The 21327-nt window shown below is 67.4% G+C and carries 23 protein-coding genes and 1 pseudogene; 15 read left to right on the forward strand and 9 right to left on the reverse strand.

The genetic code is table 11. The features are described from left to right. Positions 1-13 precede the first annotated feature (13 nt). The 3 genes from ACFJGT_RS13380 to ACFJGT_RS13390 are packed head-to-tail and all read left to right on the forward strand — an operon-like array spanning position 14 to position 2976. Entirely contained in the window at positions 14-946 is a 933-nt protein-coding gene (locus tag ACFJGT_RS13380) for an ABC transporter substrate-binding protein (RefSeq protein ID WP_377838435.1), read from the forward strand. Between the two features lie 44 nt (positions 947-990). After that, entirely contained in the window at positions 991-1920 is a 930-nt protein-coding gene (locus tag ACFJGT_RS13385; protein WP_377838436.1) for an ABC transporter substrate-binding protein, read from the forward strand. 18 nt (positions 1921-1938) lie between these two features. Continuing rightward, entirely contained in the window at positions 1939-2976 is a 1038-nt protein-coding gene (locus ACFJGT_RS13390; protein ID WP_377838437.1) for an LLM class flavin-dependent oxidoreductase, read from the forward strand. Positions 2977-3187: 211 nt separating this feature from the next. Here ACFJGT_RS13390 and ACFJGT_RS13395 read toward each other — a convergent pair whose 3' ends face one another. Further along, positions 3188-4198 carry a DUF2891 domain-containing protein gene (locus tag ACFJGT_RS13395; RefSeq protein WP_377838438.1) on the reverse strand — a complete coding sequence of 337 codons (1011 nt, stop codon included), beginning with the start codon at positions 4196-4198 and terminating at the stop codon, positions 3188-3190. Between the two features lie 199 nt (positions 4199-4397). Between ACFJGT_RS13395 and ACFJGT_RS13400 the strand changes: the two genes are divergently transcribed. After that, positions 4398-5168 carry an HpcH/HpaI aldolase/citrate lyase family protein gene (locus tag ACFJGT_RS13400; protein WP_377838439.1) on the forward strand — a complete coding sequence of 257 codons (771 nt, stop codon included), beginning with the start codon at positions 4398-4400 and terminating at the stop codon, positions 5166-5168. Positions 5169-5293: 125 nt separating this feature from the next. Here the strand turns inward: ACFJGT_RS13400 and ACFJGT_RS13405 are convergent, their stop codons facing one another. After that, positions 5294-6265, reverse strand: coding sequence for a Bug family tripartite tricarboxylate transporter substrate binding protein (locus ACFJGT_RS13405; protein ID WP_377838440.1), 972 nt, complete (start codon positions 6263-6265; stop codon positions 5294-5296). A 194-nt stretch (positions 6266-6459) separates the two neighbouring features. Here ACFJGT_RS13405 and ACFJGT_RS13410 point away from each other — a divergent pair, with 194 nt between their 5' ends. The 4 genes from ACFJGT_RS13410 (at position 6460) to ACFJGT_RS13425 (ending at position 10899) form a co-directional block, all read left to right on the forward strand. Next, positions 6460-7161, forward strand: coding sequence for a GntR family transcriptional regulator (locus tag ACFJGT_RS13410; RefSeq protein WP_377838441.1), 702 nt, complete (start codon positions 6460-6462; stop codon positions 7159-7161). Continuing rightward, on the forward strand, positions 7151-8068 hold the full coding sequence (locus ACFJGT_RS13415) for a dihydrodipicolinate synthase family protein (protein WP_377838442.1): 918 nt from the start codon (positions 7151-7153) through the stop codon (positions 8066-8068). Before ACFJGT_RS13410 ends, ACFJGT_RS13415 begins: the two co-directional genes overlap by 11 nt. 174 nt (positions 8069-8242) lie before the next feature. After that, positions 8243-9976 carry an L-arabinonate dehydratase gene (gene araD, locus ACFJGT_RS13420; RefSeq protein ID WP_377838443.1) on the forward strand — a complete coding sequence of 578 codons (1734 nt, stop codon included), beginning with the start codon at positions 8243-8245 and terminating at the stop codon, positions 9974-9976. Further along, positions 9976-10899 (forward strand): 3-hydroxyacyl-CoA dehydrogenase NAD-binding domain-containing protein, encoded by a 924-nt coding sequence (locus tag ACFJGT_RS13425; RefSeq protein ID WP_377838444.1) that lies wholly within the window; start codon positions 9976-9978, stop codon positions 10897-10899. Before araD ends, ACFJGT_RS13425 begins: the two co-directional genes overlap by 1 nt. Positions 10900-10902: 3 nt before the next feature. Here ACFJGT_RS13425 and ACFJGT_RS13430 read toward each other — a convergent pair whose 3' ends face one another. Together ACFJGT_RS13430 and ACFJGT_RS13435 are read right to left on the reverse strand one after the other, a co-directional pair. Further along, a complete protein-coding gene (locus ACFJGT_RS13430) occupies positions 10903-12297 on the reverse strand; it encodes a DUF2793 domain-containing protein (RefSeq protein ID WP_377838445.1) in 1395 nt (464 codons plus the stop codon). Between the two features lie 66 nt (positions 12298-12363). Beyond that, positions 12364-13113 (reverse strand): aspartate/glutamate racemase family protein, encoded by a 750-nt coding sequence (locus ACFJGT_RS13435; RefSeq protein WP_377838446.1) that lies wholly within the window; start codon positions 13111-13113, stop codon positions 12364-12366. Positions 13114-13361: 248 nt separating this feature from the next. Between ACFJGT_RS13435 and ACFJGT_RS13440 the strand changes: the two genes are divergently transcribed. Together ACFJGT_RS13440 and ACFJGT_RS13445 are read left to right on the forward strand one after the other, a co-directional pair. Further along, positions 13362-13736: a VanZ family protein gene (locus tag ACFJGT_RS13440; protein ID WP_377838447.1), complete on the forward strand. Its 375-nt coding sequence runs from the start codon at positions 13362-13364 to the stop codon at positions 13734-13736. A 187-nt stretch (positions 13737-13923) separates the two neighbouring features. Next, on the forward strand, positions 13924-15366 hold the full coding sequence (locus ACFJGT_RS13445) for an undecaprenyl-phosphate glucose phosphotransferase (RefSeq protein WP_377838448.1): 1443 nt from the start codon (positions 13924-13926) through the stop codon (positions 15364-15366). Here ACFJGT_RS13445 and ACFJGT_RS13450 read toward each other — a convergent pair. The 4 genes and pseudogenes from ACFJGT_RS13450 to ACFJGT_RS13465 all read right to left on the reverse strand — a co-directional run. Continuing rightward, positions 15311-15937, reverse strand: coding sequence for a WecB/TagA/CpsF family glycosyltransferase (locus ACFJGT_RS13450; RefSeq protein ID WP_377838449.1), 627 nt, complete (start codon positions 15935-15937; stop codon positions 15311-15313). The two genes, ACFJGT_RS13445 and ACFJGT_RS13450, sit on opposite strands and share 56 nt — an antisense overlap. 189 nt (positions 15938-16126) lie before the next feature. Continuing rightward, complete coding sequence (locus ACFJGT_RS13455; protein WP_377838450.1) at positions 16127-16348, reverse strand: hypothetical protein; 222 nt, start codon at positions 16346-16348, stop codon at positions 16127-16129. Between the two features lie 124 nt (positions 16349-16472). Next, positions 16473-16868, reverse strand: a complete 396-nt coding sequence (locus ACFJGT_RS13460; protein ID WP_377838451.1) for a cupin domain-containing protein — start codon at positions 16866-16868, stop codon at positions 16473-16475. A gap of 91 nt (positions 16869-16959) precedes the next feature. Beyond that, positions 16960-17124 (reverse strand): annotated as a pseudogene (locus tag ACFJGT_RS13465) (LysR family transcriptional regulator); the annotation flags it as partial. A 66-nt stretch (positions 17125-17190) separates the two neighbouring features. On the opposite strand from ACFJGT_RS13465, the gene ACFJGT_RS13470 reads away from it, so the two are divergent. Together ACFJGT_RS13470 and ACFJGT_RS13475 are read left to right on the forward strand one after the other, a co-directional pair. Then, positions 17191-17496, forward strand: coding sequence for a heavy-metal-associated domain-containing protein (locus ACFJGT_RS13470; RefSeq protein WP_377838452.1), 306 nt, complete (start codon positions 17191-17193; stop codon positions 17494-17496). A 22-nt stretch (positions 17497-17518) separates the two neighbouring features. Further along, complete coding sequence (locus tag ACFJGT_RS13475; protein ID WP_377838453.1) at positions 17519-18010, forward strand: DUF411 domain-containing protein; 492 nt, start codon at positions 17519-17521, stop codon at positions 18008-18010. 21 nt (positions 18011-18031) lie between these two features. Here the strand turns inward: ACFJGT_RS13475 and ACFJGT_RS13480 are convergent, their stop codons facing one another. Beyond that, entirely contained in the window at positions 18032-18964 is a 933-nt protein-coding gene (locus ACFJGT_RS13480) for a dihydrodipicolinate synthase family protein (RefSeq protein ID WP_377838454.1), read from the reverse strand. A 104-nt stretch (positions 18965-19068) separates the two neighbouring features. Between ACFJGT_RS13480 and ACFJGT_RS13485 the strand changes: the two genes are divergently transcribed. From ACFJGT_RS13485 to ACFJGT_RS13495, 3 genes are all read left to right on the forward strand, one after another. Further along, the gene (locus ACFJGT_RS13485; protein ID WP_377838455.1) at positions 19069-19812 is read left to right on the forward strand and encodes a FadR/GntR family transcriptional regulator; all 744 of its coding nucleotides are present in this window, start codon (positions 19069-19071) and stop codon (positions 19810-19812) included. Further along, entirely contained in the window at positions 19809-20777 is a 969-nt protein-coding gene (locus tag ACFJGT_RS13490) for a tripartite tricarboxylate transporter substrate binding protein (RefSeq protein ID WP_377838456.1), read from the forward strand. The genes ACFJGT_RS13485 and ACFJGT_RS13490 overlap by 4 nt, the downstream gene beginning before the upstream one ends. A gap of 76 nt (positions 20778-20853) precedes the next feature. Beyond that, the gene (locus ACFJGT_RS13495) at positions 20854-21327 is read left to right on the forward strand and encodes a tripartite tricarboxylate transporter TctB family protein (RefSeq protein ID WP_377838457.1); all 474 of its coding nucleotides are present in this window, start codon (positions 20854-20856) and stop codon (positions 21325-21327) included.

The raw sequence follows: 21327 nt of genomic DNA on the forward strand, positions 1-21327 counted from the left end.
AAGGAAAACGAACATGATCACGCGTCGTAACTCGCTCAGCCTTATCGCCGGCGCCGCTTCGGCCGCCATCCTCCCCGCCCGCGCCTTCGCCCAGCAGGCGATCGACCTCTCGCCCGAGCAGCCCGGACGCCCCCGCGCACAGATCGACGAGGCCGCGATCAAGCTCCTCGCCAAGGATGCCAAATTCGCGAAGGACGGCGTCTTCACCGTCGCCAACAATACCGGGCGCTTCCCCTTCGGCGGCTATGCCGACGACACCAAGACGATCATCGGTGCCGAACCCGACATCGCCCAGCTCGTCGCCGATGCGCTCGGCCGCAAGCTGGAAATCGTCCCGACCGCCTGGGCCGACTGGCCGCTCGGCGTCACCTCCGGCAAGTTCGACGCCGTGATTTCCAACGTCACCGTCACCGAGCAGCGCAAGGAGAAGTTCGACTTCTCCACCTATCGCAAGGACCTGCTCGGCTTCTACGTGAAGAAGGACAACGAGATCGTCATCCGCGAGCCGCGCGACGTCGCCGGGCTCAAGATCATCGTCGGCGCCGGCACCAATCAGGAGCAGATCCTGCTGCGCTGGAACGAAGCCAATCTGAAGGCCGGGCTGAAGCCCGTGGACATCCAGTACTATGACGACGATGTCGTGCTCTATCTCGCGCTCGAATCCGGCCGCGCCGACGCCTATCTCGGCCCCAACGCCCTGCTGAGCTACAAGGCCGCGCGCGAAAACAAGACCCGGCTCGCCGGCAATTTCTCCGGCGGCTGGCCGATCCTTGCCGAGATCGCGGTGACTACCCGCAAGGGCGCAGGTCTCGCCGAGGCGATCACCCAGGCGCTCAACACCCAGATCAGGAACGGCAACTACGCCAAGGTTCTGGCCCGCTGGAACCTCTCGGCCGAGGCGATCGAGGAATCGCGCACCAACCCGCCTGGCCTGCCGAAGGCGTGAGCGCCTCGCACGACCGCGGAAACTTTCGAGAACTGGAGACCATCATGATCCCGCGACGGACTCTGCTGTCGCTGCTCGTCGGCGCGCTTGGCGCCACGAGCCTGCCCGCCCTCGCCCAAGCCCCCTTCGACCTCGGCCCCGAACAGCCCGGCCGCATCCGCGCCGAGAAGGACCCGGCCGCCATCGCCGCCGTGCCGAAGGGCTTCAAATTCGCCGAGCCCGGCGTCTTCACCGTCGGCATCAGCCCGGGCGGCCCGCCGCTCGCGACCTATGCGACCGACGCCAAGACGGTGGTCGGCGCCGATCCGGATTTCGCCCAGCTCATCGCCGATAGCCTCGGCCTCAAGCTCAACCTCGTGCCGCTCGCCTGGGCCGACTGGCCGCTCGGCCTCGCCTCCGGGAAATACGACGCCGTCATCTCCAATGTCGGCGTCACCGAGCAGCGCAAGGAGAAGTTCGACTTCTCGACCTATCGCCTCGGCCTGCATGGCTTCTTCGTGAGGGCCGACAGCAAGGTTACCAGCATCAGGGAGCCGAAGGACGCGGCGGGCCTGAGCCTCAGCGTCGGCGGCGGCACCAATCAGGAGCGCATCCTGGTCGAATGGAGCAAGCAGAACGTCGCCGCAGGCCTGAAGCCGCTCGAACTCCAGCTCTTCGATGACGAGGCCGCCCGCCTCGTCGCGCTGCGCGCCGGCCGGGTCGATGTCGTCGTGCAGCCGCATGCACAGCTCGTCTTCATCGCGGCCCGCGACAAGGACATCAAGCGCGTGGGCACGCTGAGCGCCGGCTGGCCGCTGAAATCCGATGTCGCGATCACCACCCGAAAGGGCAGCGGTCTCGTCGATGCCCTCACACTCGCCACCAACAACCTGATCAAGTCAGGCCAATACCGGCAGGCGCTGGCCCGTTGGGGCATCGAGGAGGAAGCGGTGGAGCGCTCCGAGACCAACCCGCCCGGCCTGCCCAAGTACTGACCAGACGAACAGGCTGACATGACGAAGCTCTCGATCCGGCACATCGCCTTCCTGACGCCCGGCAATTACGACGATGCCGATCCCCGCCGCGGGCTCGAAGACACGCTCTCACTCTTCGAGCATGGCGAGGCCATCGGCTTCGACAGCGCCTGGATACGCCAGCGCCATCTCGAACCGGGCGTCTCCTCGGCGGCGGCCTTCCTCGCCGCCGCGACCCAGCGTACGCGCCGGATCGGACTCGGCACGGCGGTCATCCAGATGGGCTACGAGAACCCGTTCCGGCTGGCGGAAGACCTCTCGCTGGTCGACGTGCTCTCGGACGGGCGGCTCAATATCGGCCTCAGCGCCGGCCCGCCGCCCTTCGGCAAGCTCTTGGGCGATCGCCTCTTCGACGGCGACCCGGCGACGATCGATTTCTCGCATGCCCGCGTTGCCCGGCTGGCGAAGAACATCGACGGCGAATGGCTCGGCGATGCCGATACCCGCATCACCTCCGCCGCCGGCGAGCACCGGCCACGCCTGCGTCCGCATGCACCGGGCCTGCGCCAGCGGCTCTGGTATGGCGGCGGCTCGCTGCGCTCGGCCCGCTGGGCGGCGGAGAACGGCTTCCACCTGCTCGTCGGCAATATCAATACGGCTGAGGATACCGACGATTTCTTCGAGGCGCAGCAGCGTCATATCGAGACCTTCCGCACGCATTGGCGGGGCGAAGACGAGCCCCGCATCGCTGTCGGCCGCGTCATCGTCCCGCTCGACGGGGCCGACACAGCGACGCGCCAGCGCTATCGCGACTATGCCGCGAGCCGGAACGCCCGCACGCTTGGCCCCCAGGGCGAGCGACGGACCCAGTTCGCACCGGATCTCGTCGGAACAGCAGCAGAACTGATCGAACGCCTCGCGGCGGACCCGGTCCTGCCGCTCGTCGACACGCTGCGGCTGGAACTGCCCTATAACTTCAGCATCGACGACTACCGTCAGATCACCGTCGATTTCGCGAACCTCGTCGCCCCCGCGCTCGGCTGGCGCAGCGACGTGGAGCTGAAGGGCGCGGCTTGATCGGTCACAGCCTGCCGGCACCTGATCTCAGTAACTCCGCCCCTTGTCATTCCGGGGCTTCGCTCAGCGAAGAACCCGGAACCCACGACCGGGTGAGCGGCTGGCAACCGAACACGCGATGTCCGACCCAGTCGTGGATTCCGGGTTCGCGCCTGCGGCGCGCCCGGGAATGACAACAGTGGCGCCGGCGATTCAACCGATCTGACTGACCCTACCGCTCCTCGATCGCGAGCACGGCGAAACTCGCAAGCCAGTGCTCGCCCATATAGTCGCCCGCGATATGCGGCAGCCCGGTTTCGAGGTGCAGCCTCGCCGCGTCAGCGATGACCGGGCGCCGCGCATCCCACTCCGGCAGCGCTGCAGCCAGCGCGCTCCAGCACCAGGCGCGGCTGAGATTGAGCCCGTCGAGATGCGCGATCTTGCCGTCGGTCCGGTCGGTCACGGTCGCCGGCTTGAACAGAATCGCCGGCTGCTGCTGCGCGATGCGCGGCAGGAATCGCTCGAACCAGGGCAGGAACTGGCCCGCCGGCAGCAGGCGGCGCATGCATTCCGCCTCGATCAGCGCTGAGGACTGGAAATCGTCGCCGCTCGGCTCGCCCCAGGCCGGGCAGTCCTCGTCGGCGCCATACCAGCGCAGGGCCGTCTCGCGCAGCAGGGTCAGGAAAGCGCCATCCCCGGTCGCATCGGCATAATCGGCCGCCATCCGCAGGCCGAAAGCGGTGTTGAAATGCGTGCCGACACGCACCGGATAGGTCGCGATCGGCAGAAAATCGCGGAAGCGCTGGGCGAAGGCCTCGGCGAGCGGTTCCAGCGCCCGGCTCCATCGTCCGTCGTCGAGCCCGTTCAGCTCGGACGCAAGCTTGAGCAGCCAGCCCCAGCCATAAGGCCGCTTGAAGCCGCGCGCCGTCGGCTGGGCGAGATAGGCGCATTCGACCGCGATCTTCTCGGGGACGAGCTGCGCATCGAACAGCGCGACGATATCGGCGGCGGCTTGCATCGTCGGATAGCGCCGCAGCAGCCGCGCCAGCATCCAGTAGCTGTGCACGCAGGAATGCCAGTCATAACTGCCATAGAACACCGGATGCAGCTGGCTCGGCGTCTGCGCATCCTGCGGCCCGCCCAGCGTATGGTCGGGCTTGTTGGGATACTCGCGGCGGACATGGCCAAGCGCGATGCGGGCGAAGCGCTGGGCGATCTCTTCGGTCAGCATGGGGGTGGTCATGGCGGGTTGTCTCCAGGGCCGCGCAACCTAGCAGCGATTCGCGCGCCGCGAAGCTGCGTTCGACGCCGAGACTGCAACCCCGCCATCACCTGCCGCCAGCTTCCGCCGATCATCCAGTCCGGGCTAACAAGAGTGGCGCGCGCCACCGGTTTCAGCCGGCCGGCGCATCGCCAAACCAGTCTGCCCAAGGGGAAACGCCGTGGATCTGCCTGCCAACGCCTTCAAGGCCGCGCTGAAGCGTGGCGAGCTTCAGATCGGATTGTGGAGCAGCCTCTGCAGCCCGATCGTGTCCGAGATCATCGGCCAGAGCGGCTTCGACTGGATTCTGGTCGATACCGAGCACTCTCCGAACGAGCCACCCGACGTTCTCACCCAGTTGCAGGCCCTGAAGGGCGGCACCGCGACCCCGATCGTCCGCCCGGCCTGGAACGATGCGGTGCTGCTGAAGCGCCTCCTCGATATCGGCGTGCAGGCCGTGCTCGTGCCCTTCGTCCAGAATGCCGAGGAAGCGCGCAAGGCCGTCGCCGCCTGCCGCTATCCGCCGGCCGGCATCCGCGGCATCACGGTCAGCGGCCGTGGCAGCCAATACGGGCGCGTGCCGGACTATCTCAAGCGCGCCGATGGCGAGATCTGCGTGCTGGTGCAGGTCGAGACCGGCGAGGCGCTCGCCCGGATCGAGGAGATCGCCTCCGTCGATGGCGTCGACGGCGTTTTCATCGGCCCGGCCGATCTCTCGGCCTCGCTCGGCCATATCGGCAATCCCGGCCATCCCGAGGTCCAGGCCGCGATCCAGGACGCGGTGAAGCGCCTGACCGCGATCGGCAAGCCGGCCGGCATCCTGACGCCGTCCGAGCCCGATGCGCGCCGCTATATCGAATGGGGCTATCGCTTCGTCGCCGTCGGCTCCGATCTCGGCCTCATGACCAAGCATGCCGACGCGCTGGCCAAGGCTTTCGCCGGGCAGCGCTGACGCGGCTTTACTACCGAAACCGCGCCGTCATGGTCGGGCTTGTCCCGACCATCCACGTCTTCACGCGTCGCGGGACTTCGAAACGTGGATGCTCGCAACAAGGGCGAGCATGACGGTTGAGCCCCTCACTCGATCTTCACATTCGCCTTCTGCGCGACCTCGGCCCAGCGCCTGGTCTCGGAGGCTATATGGGCGGTGAACTGCTCCTGGCTCGACCCGACTGGGTCGACGCCGAGCTTCTTCAACTGCTCGATCACCGCCGGCTCGCGCATGATCGCCTGCGTCTCGGTCGAGAGCTTGGCGACGATCTCCTTCGGCACGCCGGAGGGCGCGAAGAAGCCGTGCCACGAGCTGGCATCATAGCCCGGAATGAATTCCGACAGCGCCGGCAGGTCCGGGGCGACCGCGAGCCGCTTCGGCGTCGCGGTGGCGAGCGCGCGGATCTTGCCCTCCTGAACATGCGGCCAGGCGATGGTGATGTTGTCGAAGGTGATCTGGATCTGGCCGCCGAGCAGATCCTGCGTCACCTGCCCGCTCGAGCGATAGGGCACATGCACCATGTCGGTGCCGGTCGAGACCTTGAACAGCTCCGCCGCCATATGGGTCGAGGTGCCCGCCCCCGACGAGCCGAACGAGTACTTGCCGGGGTTCTTCTTCAAAAGGTCGATCAACTCCGGCACAGTCTTGGCCGGCAGGTCGATATTGACCATCAGGATGTTCGGCACGCTCGCCACCTGCGAGATCGGCGCGAAATCCTTGATGTGGTCGAAGGGCAGCTTCGTATAGACGGCCGGGTTGATCGCGTGGCTCGACACCGTGCCCATGGTCAGCGTGTAGCCATCGGCCGGCGCCCGCGCGACGGCCGCGACGCCGGTATTCCCGCCAGCACCGGGCCGGTTCTCGACGATGAACTTGCCCCCGAGCCGCTGGCCCAGCCGGTCAGCCAGGACGCGCCCGAGCAGGTCCGTGGTGCCGCCGGCCGCGAAGGGCACGACGATGGTGACGACCTTGCTGCCGGGATAATCGCCCTGCGCGAAGGCGGGGCCTGCTGCAGCAAGGCAAGCGGCGGCGATGATGGTTCTGCGCGTGATGCTCATCGGTTCGTTCCTCCTGGTAGCGGCCAATCCGCTTGCGCCTCATGACGGGCGCTTATCCTGATCGATAACACAGGATCGCGGCCTTGAAATCTGAAATTTCAGATTGCCGCATCTCAGACTTTGTGCTGTCTGATGGTGAGGCGCTGGAGCCGCTGCCGCGATGAAGCGGTCAGACCCAGCGCCCCGGAAGAACCATGTTGCAGCCTGCCGTCGAACCCGTCGCTCCCGATCTGCTGCGTTCGCTGCGCGAGCATGTCCACGAGCGTCTGCGCCGTGCCATCGTCGCCGGGCGCTTCCGCAATGGCGAAAGGCTGAACGAGCGCCACCTCGCCGAGATGCTCGGGGTCAGCACGACACCGGTGAAGGACGCGATCCGCAAGCTGGAGAGCGAGGGGCTGGTCCGCACCGAGGCGCGCCGCGGCGTCTTCGTCGAGTTCTCACCCCGGCAGGCGCTGGAGATGGCGCTGGGTCGCGCCGCGCTCGAAAGCGTCATGGCCCACATCGCCGCCAACCACCTGACCGAGGACGGCGCCATCGAACTTGGCAGGCTGATCGCCGATATGGAGCAGGCGACCGAGCATGGCGACCTTGAAGACCTCGTCGCGCTGAACGAGGCCTATCACCGCGCGATCCACCGCATCTCCGGCTGCACCTATCTGGAACGCCGTCTCGACGGCCAGCGCATGTACGACCATGCCCAGCGCATCGCGCTGCATTCGCAAGCCGACGAGCGCCGGAGAGGCTTCGAGGAACATCGCGACATCTACGAGGCGCTTCTGGCGCGCGATCCCGCGCGCGCCGAACTCAGGATGCGCCGTCACATCGTCCGCTCGGCGAAGGCCCATGTCAGGCTAGTTTTCGGCGCGGATGCGGAGGGACTGGATTATGACGAATGACAAGGTGCGCCGCGCGCTGCGCGGCATTTCCGGCGTGCATGTCACCGCCTGGAAAGCGGATGGCGAGGCCGACTGGGCGCTGACCGGCCGGATCGTCCGGCGCATCGCGGAGGCCGGCATTCACAACATCGTCTCGGCCGGCAATACCGGCGAGTTCTACCCGATGACGACCGCCGAGGTGGAGCGCTCGCACGCGACAGCCGCCGAGGCCGCCGCCGGCAAGGCGCTGGTCACCGCCGGCATCGGCCGCTCGCTCCGTGAAGCCATCGCCACCGGCAAGCTCGCAGCCAAGGCCGGCTGCGATGCCGCGATGGTGCATCACCCGCTCGATCCCTTCGCCGCCCCGCAATCCCAGGCCGACTACATCCTCGCCATCGCCGAGGCGCTGCCGATCCCGCTTGTCGCCTATATCCGCTCGGACGCGATCGGCGTGAAGGACCTGATCAGGGTCGCGACCCACGCAAACGTCGCCGGCGTGAAATTCGCCTCGAACAACATGATGCTGCTGGCTGATTGCGTGCGCGAGACGGAGGGCTCCTCCGCCAACTGGATCTGCGGCCTCGCCGAGGGCTGGGCTGCGCCCTTCTACGCACTGGGCGCCCGCGGCTTCACCTCCGGCCTGATCAATGTCGCGCCGGAGCGCTCGCTCGCCGTCTGGCGCGCGCTAGAGGCAAGCGATTACGATACCGCGCGGCGCGAGGTCGACGCCATCGCCAGCTTCGAGAAGCTGCGCACCAAATACGGTAACGGCGCCAATGTCACCGTAGTGAAGGAAGCGCTGGGTCTCCTCGGCACGGATGTCGGCCCGGTTCGCCTCCCCGGCCTGCCGGAGCTGAACGAGGCCGAGCGGGCGGAACTGCGCGGCATCGTGTCGAGCTGGGGTAGCCAGCGCGCGGCAGCGGAATAACCTTTGTCATTCCGGGGCATCGCGCAGCGATGAACCCGGAACCCACGACCGGGCGAGCCCTTCATCGCGAGCGGGTATTGTCCCTCCCAGTCGTGGATTCCGGGTTCGGCTCTGCGAGCCGCCCCGGAATGACAAGCCATTGAGCCAACAAAGAACCTCGTCGAGGAAACGCCCATGTCCGCCCGCCCCCGCAAGACGCCCAAGACCCTGCGCAGCTGGCGCTGGTTCGGCGCGAGCGACCTGCGCTCCTTCGGCCATCGTTCGCGAGCGCTGCAGATGGGCTTCGGCCATGAGGAGTTCATGGGCAAGCCGGTCATCGGCATCATCAACACCTGGTCCGAGATCAACCCCTGCCACACCCATCTGCGCGACCGCGCCGAGGCGGTGAAGCGCGCGGTCTGGGCGGCCGGCGGCTTCCCGATCGAAATCCCCGTCATGTCGGTTTCCGAGCAATATCAGAAGCCTACAACGATGCTCTATCGCAACTTCCTGGCGATGGAGACCGAGGAATCGATCCGCTCCCACCCGCTCGACGGCGCCGTGCTGCTCGGCGGCTGCGACAAGTCCACGCCGGCCCTGATCATGGGTGCCTGCAGCGCCGGCCTGCCCTTCATCTTCGTGCCGGCCGGGCCGATGCTGCGCGGCAACTGGGCCGGCAAGGTGCTGGGTTCCGGCGCCGATGTCTGGAAATACTGGGCCGAAAAGGAGGCCGGCAACATCACCGACGGCCAGTGGAAGGACATGGAGAGCGGCATCGCCCGCTCCTACGGCACCTGCATGGTGATGGGCACCGCCGCGACGATGATGAGCCATGCCGAGGTGCTCGGCCTCACCCTCCCCGGCGCCTCCGCCATTCCCGCCGCCGACGCCGCCCATCCCCGCATGGCCGCCGCCGCCGGCAAGCGCATCGTCGAGATGGTCTGGGAGGACCTGACGCCCGACCAGATCCTCACCCGCAAGAGCTTCGAGAACGCGCTGACCGTGCATATGGCCGTCGCCGGCTCGACCAATGCGATCATCCATCTTGTCGCCATGGCCGGCCGCGCCGGCGTGCCACTGACACCTGATGATTTCGACGCCTTCTCGCGCAACGTCCCGGTCATCGCGAACCTGCGCCCCTCCGGCGATTTTCTGATGGAGGATTTCTTCTATGCCGGCGGCCTGCCGGCCCTGCTGAAGCAGCTCGAAAGCAAGCTCCACACCGATGCGATGACCGTGACCGGCAAGCCGATCGCGGAGACCATCGCGCTCGCCCAGGTCTATGACGACAACGTCATCCGCCCGCTCGACAAGCCGGTCTCGACAGCCAACGGCCTCGCCGTCCTCAAGGGCAATCTCGCGCCCGATGGCTGCGTCATCAAGCCCTCCGCCGCCGAGCCGCGCCTGCTCAGGCATTCCGGCCCGGCGCTGGTCTTCGAGCATTACGATGCGATGATGCAGGCCGTGAACGACGAGAACCTCGACGTCACCGCCGACCACATCATGGTGCTCAAGAATTGCGGCCCCGTCGGCGGTCCCGGCATGCCGGAATGGGGCATGCTGCCGATCCCGAAGAAGCTGCTGAAGCAGGGCGTGCGCGACATGCTGCGCATTTCGGATGCCCGCATGTCCGGCACCAGCTATGGCGCCTGCATCCTCCATGTCGCGCCGGAGGCCTATATCAAGGGCCCGATCGCGGCGGTGCAGACGGGAGACATCATCAGCGTCGATGTCGAGGCGCGCAGCATCTCGGTCAATCTGACCGAGGCCGAGATCGCCGCCCGCCTAGCCGTCTGGACGCCACCCGACCGCGATTATCCGCGCGGCTGGGGCAAGATGTCGGCGGCCCATATCCGCCAGGCCGACAAGGGCTGCGATTTCGATTATCTGGAGGGGACGGCGAAGGTGCCGGAACCCGAGATCCACTGATGCAGGATATCCGCGACATCAAGCGCATCGCCGTCATCGGCGCCGGCCTGATCGGCAGCTCATGGGCCGCGCTCGCCATGGGCCACGGGCTGAATGTCTCCGCCTATGATCCAGCCCCAGGCGCGGAGGAGAAGTTCCGCCATGCGGTCGAGCGAGCGCGAAACCAGCTCGCCGCGCTCGGACTGGCCAATACCGGCCAGTACCAGTTCACCGCCGATCTCGACGAGGCCTTGCAAGAGGTTGATTTCGTTCAGGAGAATGGGCCGGAGAACGAACTAGCCAAGCGCGCGCTGCTCGCCCGGCTCGATGCCGCGCTGCCGCCGGACGTGATCATCGCCAGCAGCACCTCGGCCCTGTTGCGCAGCGCACTCGTCGCGGATTGCAAGGACAAGCGCCGGGTGATCGTCGCGCACCCCTTCAACCCGCCGCATCTCGTGCCGCTGGTCGAGATCGTCGGCGAGGACGAGGCCGTCGTTACACGCGCCGCCGCCTTCTATCGCAGCCTGGACCGGCGCCCGGTCATCCTCCAGCGCGAGATGCCGGGCCATGTCGCGAACCGCTTGGCCTCGGCGCTCTATCGCGAGGCCGTCCATCTGGTCGAGCAGGGCGTCGCCAGCGTCGCCGAGATCGACGCCGCGCTCTGCAATGGTCCCGGCCTGCGCTGGGCCCTGATGGGCCCGCACATGACCTATCATCTCGGCGGCGGCGAAGGCGGCATCGCCGGCTATCTCGCCCATCTCGGGCCGAGCCAGGTCCGGCGCTGGCAGTCCCTGGGAACGCCTTCGCTGGACGCGGACGTCCAGCACAAGATTATCGCGGGAGTCGCGGAGGAAGCGGCAGGGCGCACGATCGCCCAGCTTGAGGAGCGCCGCGACGAAGGCCTGCTGGCCCTGCTGCGCGCCCGCAAGCTCGTCAGCGAGTGAGGCTTACAGCTCCGCATCGAAAGCAATGGCATCGAAGGCCGCCCTCACCCGTCCGAGCGCCAGCGCGGTGACATAGGCATAGGCCCGCTCGGGCGATTGCGCGATGATACCGCGGTCAGTGCCTTGCACGTTGATTTCCAGCGAGACCGTGGCCGCCACGCTCGGCGTCGCCCGCATCGGCACCGGCAGGCTCAGGCTCTGCCGGCTCGCAGCCGCAGCAGCCTGATAGGCATCGATCAGCACCTGCCCGTCCTGCTTCAGATAGTAGCGCCGGCACAACATCTGCTCGATCGAGAGCGGACGCGCTGCCCAGTGCGTGGCAATCCGCCCATGCTCCAGCTTGATCCGCGCGAAGCTGATGGCGCCCGCGCTCGGCGAGAGCCGCACCTGCAGCACGCCGGTGTCGCCGGCAGCCGGTGTCAGCGTCAGCGAGCGGCGTCCCGATCCGGCCGGAATCGTGCCGGACTGGCTGCCGATCGCCACCGTAAGGCTACCGCCGGTCAGGTCATCGACCGAGAGCGTCAATGGCAGACCGGCGAAGGACGCGAGCCCCCAAGGTGCCGGCTCGACCGGCTGGACGACAGCACCGGAGGTCAGGGTGATGGTGAAGCTGCTGAGCGAAAGATTGGCACCACCGGTCGCCGCCTTCCAGCGGTCGAAACCATAGGCGCCGGCAGTCAGTGCGCCACCGGCAAAACTGCGCTGGTTGATCGCCATGTCGCCGTTGATCAGAAGGTTCGTTCCCGCCGCCCAGGGCGTACCTGGGAGGACGACGCCTCCCGAAGCGCGATCGATCGCCAGCGCATCATGCCAGGCCGCGCCGTCGGCGCTGACCTTGACCCGGAAATCGTCATCGCCGGCGAGGCCGAACTCGGCCCGGCCCGACCAGTTGCTCTGGAACAGCAGGCTCGCGGTATTGCCGGCGGCGTTCTTGTTGATCTTCAATCGGTGATCGCTGCCGGCATGGTTGAACAGGCTGGCATCCGAGGCCACGGCAAGCCGGTTGGTCGTATCGGCGGTCGCGTTCACGCCCCAGCGCTCGGCGCCGAGGCCGCTGAGCGGGCTGGCGCGGCGCCATTCCGTGCCGGTCCAGAGATTGTGCTCGGCCTCGTCGATCACCCAGGCCTGCCAGCCGGCGCGCGGCACGAGGAAAGTCCAGCCGCCATCCTCGAACAGCGCGACCTGATCGGTGCGGCCCGCGAAGGCCCCGGTGCCGCCGCCCGGCACGATATAGGCCGAGAGTTCGGTTGGAGAAGCCGGCGGAGCCGCCTGCGTGCGGCTGTCGACCGTGAGATGGATCAGCCCGTCGAGCCGGATCAGGGCATCGTTATGAGTGACGTGCTTCTGCGCCTGCCCGGCGGCGAGCAGCGGCAGCGAAAGACGGGGCGTATCGGTCATGGGGCCTCGCGGACGGGGATTTCAGCGAGGCGGATTATCGGACGGCCGGAAGGACCGGGGATAAGCTCAGCCGAAGCGGCGCGGCCGCAATCCGGCGTGGAACCAGTTGATCAGCGAGTAGATGTCGTGGACCGGCAGTCCGGTCGCCGCCTGCACATCGGCCGCATAAGGGGGCATGTTCGTGCATTCGAGCACGATCGCGCCGACTTCCGGGTGGCGGGCGACGAGATCGAGCGCGGCCTGCACCACGTCCTGCCGGGCAAGCTCGACATCCATGTCGTCCTTCTCGGCCTTGATAAGGACGCGGAAGAACTCGCGTCCGTTCTCCGTACCGGTGACGGGCGTGTCGAGCGGCACGCCGGCCGCCTCCAGATGCTTCGGCGTCAGCGACGCGGCCGAAACCGTGACGATGCCCACCCTCTTGCCGGGCGGCAGCGTCGCCTGCACCCAGGGCACCTGCATCAGCGAGGAGGTCGCGACCGGCACGCCGACGGCCGCCGCAAGCTCGCGCTGGAACAGCGACAGGAAGCCGCAATTCGTGGTGATCGCCTCGGCGCCGAGCCGGACGAGATCGCGCGCCGCCTCGACGAAATCCGGCAGCAGCCCGGCAGCGCCCTTGAGCACCACCTTCTCGGGGCTCGCCCCGCCGACCACGCGATACAGCACCGGGAAGGGCCAGGTCGTGCCATTGCCCATATCGCCGGGAATGCGCGGAAACCGCGCCTCCAGCATCAGGATACCCAGCGGAACACCGTAGATCGCCTTCCCGCCACGCGCGATCCGCGCCGCCGAGGGCGCTGCAAGAACATCGGTCATCGTCTCTCCCATAGGCCGTCACGCCGGCATGCTAGCCTTGGAATGGACGCTGCGTCACCGCATAGGATGACTGCATCGCCGACGATGACAGGAAACTTCATCGACGGCGGCTAAAAACTCTCGTTGCTGCCATTGCTTCGTCGTTTTTGCATCGCCATAAGGTCGGCGTCCGTCCTGCTCTTGCGCGATCTCGCCGGTGCTGGTCCGTATCTTGCCTGCACGCCTCGCCGTTCGCCCGGAGCCCGGTCTTGATTCCTCCGCTTGAAAAGCTTCGCCGCCTTGCCGTGTTCGCGGGTTGGGCTGCCTTGCTCGCGATCCTGTTCTCGACGCTGGCGCCAATCAACGCCCGCCCGCATATTCCGCTGCTGGGAGCGGATGTCGAACGCTTCCTCGCCTATTTCGGCGCCGGCGCCACCTTCGCTTTCGCCTACCCGCGGCAGCGCTGGCTCGTGCTGGCGAGCATCGTCGCCCTCGCCATGGGCCTCGAATGGCTCCAGACCTTGGAAGAGACCCGCCACGGCCTGCCGCATGATGCGATCGTGAAGATCGCCGGCGCCACGCTCGGCACTATTCTTGCCGCTGCCTTCGACACGATGGCACAGCGCTTCCGCAAGCCGGCCTGATTCATCCCGGGACAGTCCCGTCCCACCAGGTCTTGCAGGCACTGCCCGTCCGGTCGAACCTGCCCTAATCCGAGCCAATCTGACCCACGCCGCCCCGGCACGGGGTTTGCGACCCCTTTGTCGATCACGGTTCCGCGCCGGCACATTGTGCCGTTGCAGGACATGTGCAGGCGGCCCGGGGTTTAACATGAGCGTCAACGATCTGAGCGGCATGCCGCAGGCCCTGCCCGACAATCAGTCGGGGCTCTGGCGCCTTTGGCTGGGTCCGCTCGTGGCGGCGAGCGACGCGGTTGTGGTCGCCGGCCTCGTCTATGCAGTGTCCTTCGCCTACCATCTCGGCACCGTCGGTACGCCGGGCGTCGACCGCTCGACGCCGGAACTGGCGGCGATGCTCGCGGCCCTGTTCGTCTTCGTCAACCTGATGCGCGGCCGCTACCAGATCGCGAACTATCTCTCGACACGGGGGCAGATCGGCTCGGCCTTCGCCGTCTGGAACATCACCATGGTCGCCTTCCTGGCCCTCCTGTTCCTCGCCAAGATCGCGGACCACTATTCGCGGGCCGTCATCGTCGCGACCTATCTTTCCGGCATTCCGATCATTGCCCTCTCCCGTTCGGCGGTCGCCAGGCTGGTCTCCGCCGGCAGCCGGACCGGCAGGATCACCGCCGAGCGCGCCTTCCTGATCGGGCGCGAGGCGAACATCATGTCCTTCGTGTCGCGGCACAAGCCCTGGCACATGGGCTTCGCGGTCACCGACGTCGCCTTCCTGAAATCCTCCGGTGCGACCGGCTCGGCCGCCTTGGCCGCCGATCTGGCAGCCGCGGTGGCGAATTGCCGGGCGAAGCGGCCGGATGCGGTCTTCATCGCCGTACCCTGGGCCGAGCAGGATACCATCTCCGCTTGCGTCGATGCCTTCATGAACCTGCCGGTCGCGATCCATCTCGCGCCCGAGCCGATCATGGAGCGTTTCAGTGGGACGCATGTCGTCCACACCGGCACCCTGTCGAGCCTGCGCCTGACCCGCCAGCCGCTCTCGGCGGTCGAGATCGCCCTCAAGCGCGCCTTCGACGTCGTGGCCGCTTCCTGCGGCATCGTCCTGACCCTGCCGCTTCTGCTGCTGATCGCGGTGCTGATCCGGCTGGACTCCCCCGGTCCCGTCCTGTTTCGCCAGCGGCGCTACGGCTTCAACCAGCAGGCCTTCCGCATCTTCAAGTTCCGCACGATGACGACGACCGATGACGGCCAGGTCGTCGTCCAGGCCAAGCGCAACGATCCCCGGATCACGCGCCTCGGTCATCTGCTGCGGCGCTACAATCTCGACGAACTGCCGCAGCTCCTGAACGTCATCGCCGGCGACATGTCGCTCGTCGGGCCGCGCCCCCACGCGCTGGCACATGATATCGAGTTCGAGCGCAAGATCGCCAACTACGCCCGCCGCCACAACGTCAAGCCCGGCATAACCGGCTGGGCCCAGGTCAACGGCCTGCGCGGCGAGACCGATACCGACGACAAGATGGCCAGGCGCGTCGCCTATGACCTCTGGTACATCGACAACTGGTCGTTCTGGCTGGACATCAGGATCCTGTTCCGGACCGTTCTGAGCCGGAAAGCCTTTTCCAACGCGCGCTAAGCGCCCTGCGATCAGCGCCGGCCACCGCGTCGGGCGGGACCGCGGCAGCGCGCGCAGCTTGGGATTGACGCAGGCTCTGCCCCAGAATGATACGAGCGAAGCGCAGGCCGGCTTTTGCCGCAACACCGAGCCGGCGCAGCCGTGCCGGAACGGAGAGGCCGAGCACGCCCTGCCCCGCGCCCAAGGCGAAATCGGCAAAGCTCCCCGGAACGTTGATCCGCTTTCCGTAAATCCCCATCGCGGTGCATTGCGCGCAGAACAACCGGAAGCGCGCTTCCGGGAGATCGGTGATGATCACATCCGCATCGGCAGCCGCGATATGGTCGAGAACAGCACGGTCGATCGGCCCGGCAAAATCGGCGTCGCAGATGCCGGCGATCCGGACGGCCGGAATGGCTGACGCGATCCGCCCCCGCAGCGCGTAGATCGTGCGGCTGTCGCCGCCGAAGAGGAAAACCCTGCGATTCCGCTCGGCGCAGTCGCGCAGCAAGTCGGACAGAGCGCCGCCTCCGCCCGCGCGCTCAGGATCAGCGCATCGATCGACCCTGCCGTGAACGATGCTCGACTGCACGCTCGCCCCGAGTTGGCTACGGTTGGCGTCCCGATGCAATCGCGGCGCAGCGCATCAAAATCCCTGCCTCCGCCTGCAGTCATCTGGTGCGATGCGACAAATGTTAACGATACCTACCGTTGGGTCAATGCGCTCTGCCGGCGGCTCCGCACGGATCAGCCGGTGCAAGCCGACCCAACTCGCTTCCGGTCAGGCGAAGTGGCGCCAGACCGCGCGGCCGAGCCAGAGGCTCCATCCGGCAACGATGGCCAAGGCCAGCAGCGCGGCGCCGACAATCAGGGAACGCCCGATCAGGATGCTGATCACGCTCTCTCTGACATCGGGCTCGTTGTCGTTCGCGGCCTGCAACCGGCGGCCGAGGCTGGCAGCCTGGACAGGCGCTGGGATCCGTCGCACGCGCTCGGGCCGCATGAAACTCTCTCGTAAAGTTAATCAGGCATTAAACGCACGCCGGCATCATTGATCCAATTCGCCACAAAATAAAAGCATTAGATGCCCGCCTTCCCCAGCTGGGCGGCAAGCACTCGGCTGATCGTTAACCGCCGTACTGCGTGTCGGAGACCTGCTCCATCCAGTCGACGACCTTGCCGTCCTGAACCTCCTGGATCGCGATATGCGTCATCGCCGTCGCCGGAGAGGCGCCATGCCAGTGCTTCTCGCCCGGCGGAAACCAGACGACGTCGCCGGGGCGGATCTCCATGATCGGCCCGCCCCAGCATTGCGCCCGGCCGAGACCGGCGGTGACGATGACCGTCTGGCCAAGCGGATGGGTATGCCAGGCCGTGCGGGCGCCGGGCTCGAAGGTGACGCCGGCACCCTGAACGCGCTCTGCCGCGTGGGGATTGCAGAGCGGGTCGATGCGGACCGCTCCGGTGAACCAGTCCGAGGGGCCCTTGCCGGAGGGCCGCGATCCGGCGCGTGTGATGTCCAAGGAACCTCTCCTCGCTTCGATCAGAGCTTCGGGAAGCATGCCGCCGCCGGAGCCGGGAATCCAGTGCGGTGCCCGTGGCCTGGACTTGCGCCTATCGGCTGTCCCGATCAAGGCGCGCACAGTCGGCGGCGAGGAAGTCGAGCAGCGCCCGCACCGAAGGCAGCAATCCTCGCCGCGAGGGGAAGACGGCATGGATGATGCCGGCCCGCGGCGCCCAATCCGGGAGAACGTCCACGAGCCGCCCGACCCTGATGTCGTCGACCACCCTGCACGGCAGGCGCGATGATGGCCGAAACGGGCTTGACCTTGCCATGGAGGGAAGGTGCAGGCTGAGCTCATCGACAGTCAGGAACGACACGCCATGTGCTCTTGCCAACAGCATTCGACCGCCGCCTCGGCGGCACCCCAGACCTCCTCCGACGCCGTCAGCCTCAGGGTCGAGGACATGACCTGCGGCCATTGCGCCGGCAGGATCGAACACGCCATCAAGGGCGCTTTTCCTGATGCGACCGTCACCGCGGACCCCGCTTCGAAGCTGGTCACGGTGCAGGGCGGCGGCGATTTTGCCAGCATCGGCGCTCTCATCACCGCCGCAGGCTACACGCCCGGCCCAGCCCCCGCCCGCTGACATCCCGGCCAAGGAGGCCCTTTTGACGACCCAACGGCTCCCCTCCCGCCGCAGCGTGGTCGCAGGCGCTGTTCAAGCCGCGGCGGCGCTCGCGCTGTCGCAATCGGCTCTCGCGACTGAGACGCTCCCGAAGATGACCGTCACGCGCGACCCGAATTGCGGCTGCTGCGGCAACTGGGTGACGCATGTGAAGGCGGCTGGCTTCGCGGTCGAGGTGGTCGAGGTGCCCGATGTCGCCCCGCTGAAGGCGCGGCTCGGCGTGCCCGATCCCTTGGCTTCCTGCCATACCGCCGAGATCGGCGGTTATGTCGTGGAAGGCCATGTCCCGGCCGAAGCGATCAAGCGCTTGCTCGCTGAGCGTCCCAGGGCGACGGGCCTCGCGGTCGCGGGCATGCCCGTCGGCTCGCCCGGCATGGAAGTGGCCGGGCAGCAGCCTGACACCTACGAGGTCATGATCTTTTCCGCCGGTCGCCAGAACGTCTTCGCGCGCTATCGCGGGCGGCAGCAGGTCTGACGCCGCCGGAGCCTGGACGCCTCAAACCGGGCGCAGGTGGCCGCCGCGCCCATCCGGCCCAGCGCCTGAAAAGCGCCCGAGCTTCGCGACGTGCTTCTGCACGAGCGCCTCGCCGAAAGCCGTCGGCCGCATGGCCGGCGCGCGGTCGTGGATCGCGATGCCGGCCCGCGCGCCGAAGACGCGCTTGCCATAGCAGATCAGGCTCTCCAGCGACTGCATGATGAAGACGACGGCCGGCAGCGCGTCGCGATAGGCGAGCTCGGCCGCCGCCTCGTCCCCGGCCTTGAAGCTCTCATAGGCGTGGACCATGAAGTCGATGACATCAGGCGCCAGGATCATGCCGACGCAGCCGGCGCGCAGGTTCTCGACCAGCTCGATCCCGCCGCGCCCGTTCATGATCGGCAAACGATTCTCGGTGGTCTCGATCAGCTGCGCGATATCCGTCGCCGGCCCCTCGCCCTTGACCAGCACGATGTTGGGATGCTGCGCGACGAGATCGCGGATATCGGCCGCCGACAGGCCACGCCCCATATAGGCCGGCGCATTCTGGATCGCGACGGGCAGGTTCGTCGCCTCCGCCACGCGCCCGAAGAAGCGGATATATTCGGCGGCGCCGAAGCTGCCGACCATCGGCGGCTGCAGGATGACCCAGTCGGCCTTCACAGCCTCGGCCGCCTTCACCTGCTCGATCTGCTCGCCGACGGAGGAACCGTAGATCGTGAAGCCCAGCGGCTTGCGTCCGGCGACGTCCTCGGAAGCCCATTCCATCACGCTCCGCCGCTCGGTGACGGTGAGCTTCGAGACCTCGGTCGCGAGCCCGAGCGCCGCGATGCCATGCACGCCGAGGCCGAGGCAGATCTCCACCTGTCGCCGCATCGCCTGCCGGTCGAGACGCTCCCCGGCATCGAACAGCGCGTAGAGGATCGCATGGATCCCGGTGAAACCCGTCGTCATGATCGTCGCCCCTCGCTTTCAATGATCTGATGTTAAACATCAGATGAATGGTTGCGCGCAAGCGCCGGCCGTGACAATCTTCGCCTCGCGGAAGGGCGCAGGGCATGCAGAAGCGCAGCAAACCAGGCAAGATCGGCGCGATGGTCCAGGCTCTCGGAGCCGCGATCGTGCGTGGCGAGATTACCTCGGGAACCGTGCTGCCGCCGGAATTCGAGCTGGCGGAGCGCTATGGCGCCGGCCGCAGCGTCGTCCGCGAAGCCGTGAAGATCCTGACCGCCAAGGGCCTGCTCAGCGTGCGGCCGCGCCATGGCACGCAGGTGCGCCCGCTCCATGAATGGACCCTGCTCGACCCCGACGTGCTCGGCTGGATGCGCAACGAGGATGGGCTCGACCGCCACCTCCTGCTCGCGCTCGAAGAGACCCGCGCGATCATCGAGCCGGAAGCGGCGGCGCTGGCGGCCGCGCGCGCGACGCCCGACGACCTCGCCCGCATCCGCGCCGCGCTGACCGCCATGGAAGCGGACCAGAACACCCCGCAGGCGGCGATCGCCGCCGACAAGCGCTTCCATCTCGCGATTCTCGACGCGACCAACAACCCGATCCTGCGCAGCTTCCGCGGCGCGATCGATGCGATCCTCAGCGCCATGTTCGACTTCACCGTCGATGTCTTTGCCGGGAACCTCGCGAACCACGCCGCCGTGCTCGACGCGATCGCGGCCGGGGATGCCGACGCCGCGCGCGCGGCGATGCGGCAGGTGCTCGGCTACACGCGCCACCACATGCTTTCCAGTCCGGCGCTCGCCGGCGGAGAAGACCCAAGAAAATCAGAATCGGGAGAAACGTCATGAAGATCAGAACGATGCTGCTTGCCGCCACCGTCGCGGCGCTCGCCTTCCCCGCCTTCGCCGCCTGGCCCGAGCGGCCGATCACCCTGGTCGTGCCCTGGGCGGCAGGCGGCGGCACGGACGCGGTCGCGCGCATCCTGGCGGCGGGCCTGGAAAAGGAGCTCGGCAAGCCGGTGAACGTCGTCAACCGCACGGGCGGCGGCGGCGTGGTCGGCCATACCGAGATCGTCAACGCCAAGCCGGACGGCTACACGATCGGCCTCGCGACGGCCGAGGTCACGACCTATTACTGGTCGAATACGGCCCCCTTCACCTATGAGAAGCTGACGCCGCTGGCGCTGGTGAATTTCGACTCGGCCGCCTTCAACGTCGCCGCGAACTCGCCCTGGGGCGACCTGCGCGCGGCGCTCGACGACATCAAAAAGCAGCCCGTCGGCCATTACAAGCTCTCCGGCATGGCCGCCGGCGCCGCCTATCACCTCGCCTTCGCCGGCCTGCTGCAGCTCGAGGGCATCAACCCCAAGAGCGTCACCGTGGTGCCGAGCCAGGGTGCGGCCCCCGGCTTCCAGGAGCTGGCTTCCGGCGGCGTCCAGATCGTCCCGTCCTCGCTGCCGGAAGGCAAGGCGATGTTCGATGCCGGCCGCGTCAAGGCACTCGCCGTGATGGCGAAGGAGACGATCTCGGCCTTCCCGAAAGTGCCGACCGTCAAGCAGGCGATCGGCAAGGAATACGAGGGCGGCACCTGGCGCGGCCTCGCCGCTCCCGCCGGCCTGCCCGCGGACGTGACCGCTCGCCTCGTCGAGGCGACGGACAAGGTCGCGAATTCCGACGCCTACAAGAATTTCCTTGCCGAGCGCGGTTTCGGCTACGCCTTCGCCAAGGGTCCGGCCTTCGGCACCTTCCTCGCGACCCAGCACAAGAACAACGGCGAGATCATGGGCGCGCTCGGCCTTCGCCTGCGCCAGTAGTCGCAAGCGATCGCCACCTGATCAAGGGCGCGGCAGCCGCCGCCGCGCCCTTCGCCGCCGCAACATCGGACGCATCATGAAGTTCAACGATCTCTTCGCGGGGCTCGTCGTCCTCGCCTTGTCAGGCCTCGTGGCCTTCGCCTCGTGGACCCTGCCGAACCCGTCCGAGCAGCCGCTCGGCCCCTCGGCCTTTCCGCTCATCCTTGCCGGATTGCTGGCGCTCTGCGCCGCGATCCTCGCGCTCAACGGCGCCCGCGCAACCGCGGCCGGTCCGCTGGTCGGCCGCGCCGACTGGGCCCGCAGCGGCACGGCGGTGCTGCGCCTGCTGCTCGTTCCGGTCGCGGTCGTCTTCTACATGCTCTGCGCGGAGCCTCTCGGCTTCCTCATCACAGCCTCGGTGATCCTCGTCGTGCTCTTCATCGTCGGCGGCACGAAACCGCTCCAGGCGATCGGCCTCGCGCTCGCGACTGCGCTCGTCATCCATTCGATCTTCTATCTCGGCCTCGGCGTGCAATTGCCCTGGGGACCGCTCGAACCCTTCCGCTGGTGA

Source organism: Allobosea sp. UC22_33, from assembly GCF_042700715.1.
GTDB lineage: Bacteria > Pseudomonadota > Alphaproteobacteria > Rhizobiales > Beijerinckiaceae > Allobosea.

Excerpts from the sequence above, each read along its gene's own strand:
- ACFJGT_RS13380 (WP_377838435.1), top strand. The coding sequence starts at position 14 with ATGATCACGCGTCGTAACTCGCTCAGCCTTATCGCCGGCGCCGCTTCG.
- ACFJGT_RS13385 (WP_377838436.1), top strand. The coding sequence starts at position 991 with ATGATCCCGCGACGGACTCTGCTGTCGCTGCTCGTCGGCGCGCTTGGC.
- ACFJGT_RS13390 (WP_377838437.1), top strand. The coding sequence starts at position 1,939 with ATGACGAAGCTCTCGATCCGGCACATCGCCTTCCTGACGCCCGGCAAT.
- ACFJGT_RS13395 (WP_377838438.1), bottom strand. The coding sequence starts at position 4,198 with ATGACCACCCCCATGCTGACCGAAGAGATCGCCCAGCGCTTCGCCCGC.
- ACFJGT_RS13405 (WP_377838440.1), bottom strand. The coding sequence starts at position 6,265 with ATGAGCATCACGCGCAGAACCATCATCGCCGCCGCTTGCCTTGCTGCA.
- ACFJGT_RS13410 (WP_377838441.1), top strand. The coding sequence starts at position 6,460 with ATGTTGCAGCCTGCCGTCGAACCCGTCGCTCCCGATCTGCTGCGTTCG.
- ACFJGT_RS13415 (WP_377838442.1), top strand. The coding sequence starts at position 7,151 with ATGACGAATGACAAGGTGCGCCGCGCGCTGCGCGGCATTTCCGGCGTG.
- araD (WP_377838443.1), top strand. The coding sequence starts at position 8,243 with ATGTCCGCCCGCCCCCGCAAGACGCCCAAGACCCTGCGCAGCTGGCGC.
- ACFJGT_RS13425 (WP_377838444.1), top strand. The coding sequence starts at position 9,976 with ATGCAGGATATCCGCGACATCAAGCGCATCGCCGTCATCGGCGCCGGC.
- ACFJGT_RS13430 (WP_377838445.1), bottom strand. The coding sequence starts at position 12,297 with ATGACCGATACGCCCCGTCTTTCGCTGCCGCTGCTCGCCGCCGGGCAG.
- ACFJGT_RS13435 (WP_377838446.1), bottom strand. The coding sequence starts at position 13,113 with ATGACCGATGTTCTTGCAGCGCCCTCGGCGGCGCGGATCGCGCGTGGC.
- ACFJGT_RS13445 (WP_377838448.1), top strand. The coding sequence starts at position 13,924 with ATGAGCGTCAACGATCTGAGCGGCATGCCGCAGGCCCTGCCCGACAAT.
- ACFJGT_RS13455 (WP_377838450.1), bottom strand. The coding sequence starts at position 16,348 with ATGCGGCCCGAGCGCGTGCGACGGATCCCAGCGCCTGTCCAGGCTGCC.
- ACFJGT_RS13480 (WP_377838454.1), bottom strand. The coding sequence starts at position 18,964 with ATGACGACGGGTTTCACCGGGATCCATGCGATCCTCTACGCGCTGTTC.
- ACFJGT_RS13485 (WP_377838455.1), top strand. The coding sequence starts at position 19,069 with ATGCAGAAGCGCAGCAAACCAGGCAAGATCGGCGCGATGGTCCAGGCT.
- ACFJGT_RS13490 (WP_377838456.1), top strand. The coding sequence starts at position 19,809 with ATGAAGATCAGAACGATGCTGCTTGCCGCCACCGTCGCGGCGCTCGCC.
- ACFJGT_RS13495 (WP_377838457.1), top strand. The coding sequence starts at position 20,854 with ATGAAGTTCAACGATCTCTTCGCGGGGCTCGTCGTCCTCGCCTTGTCA.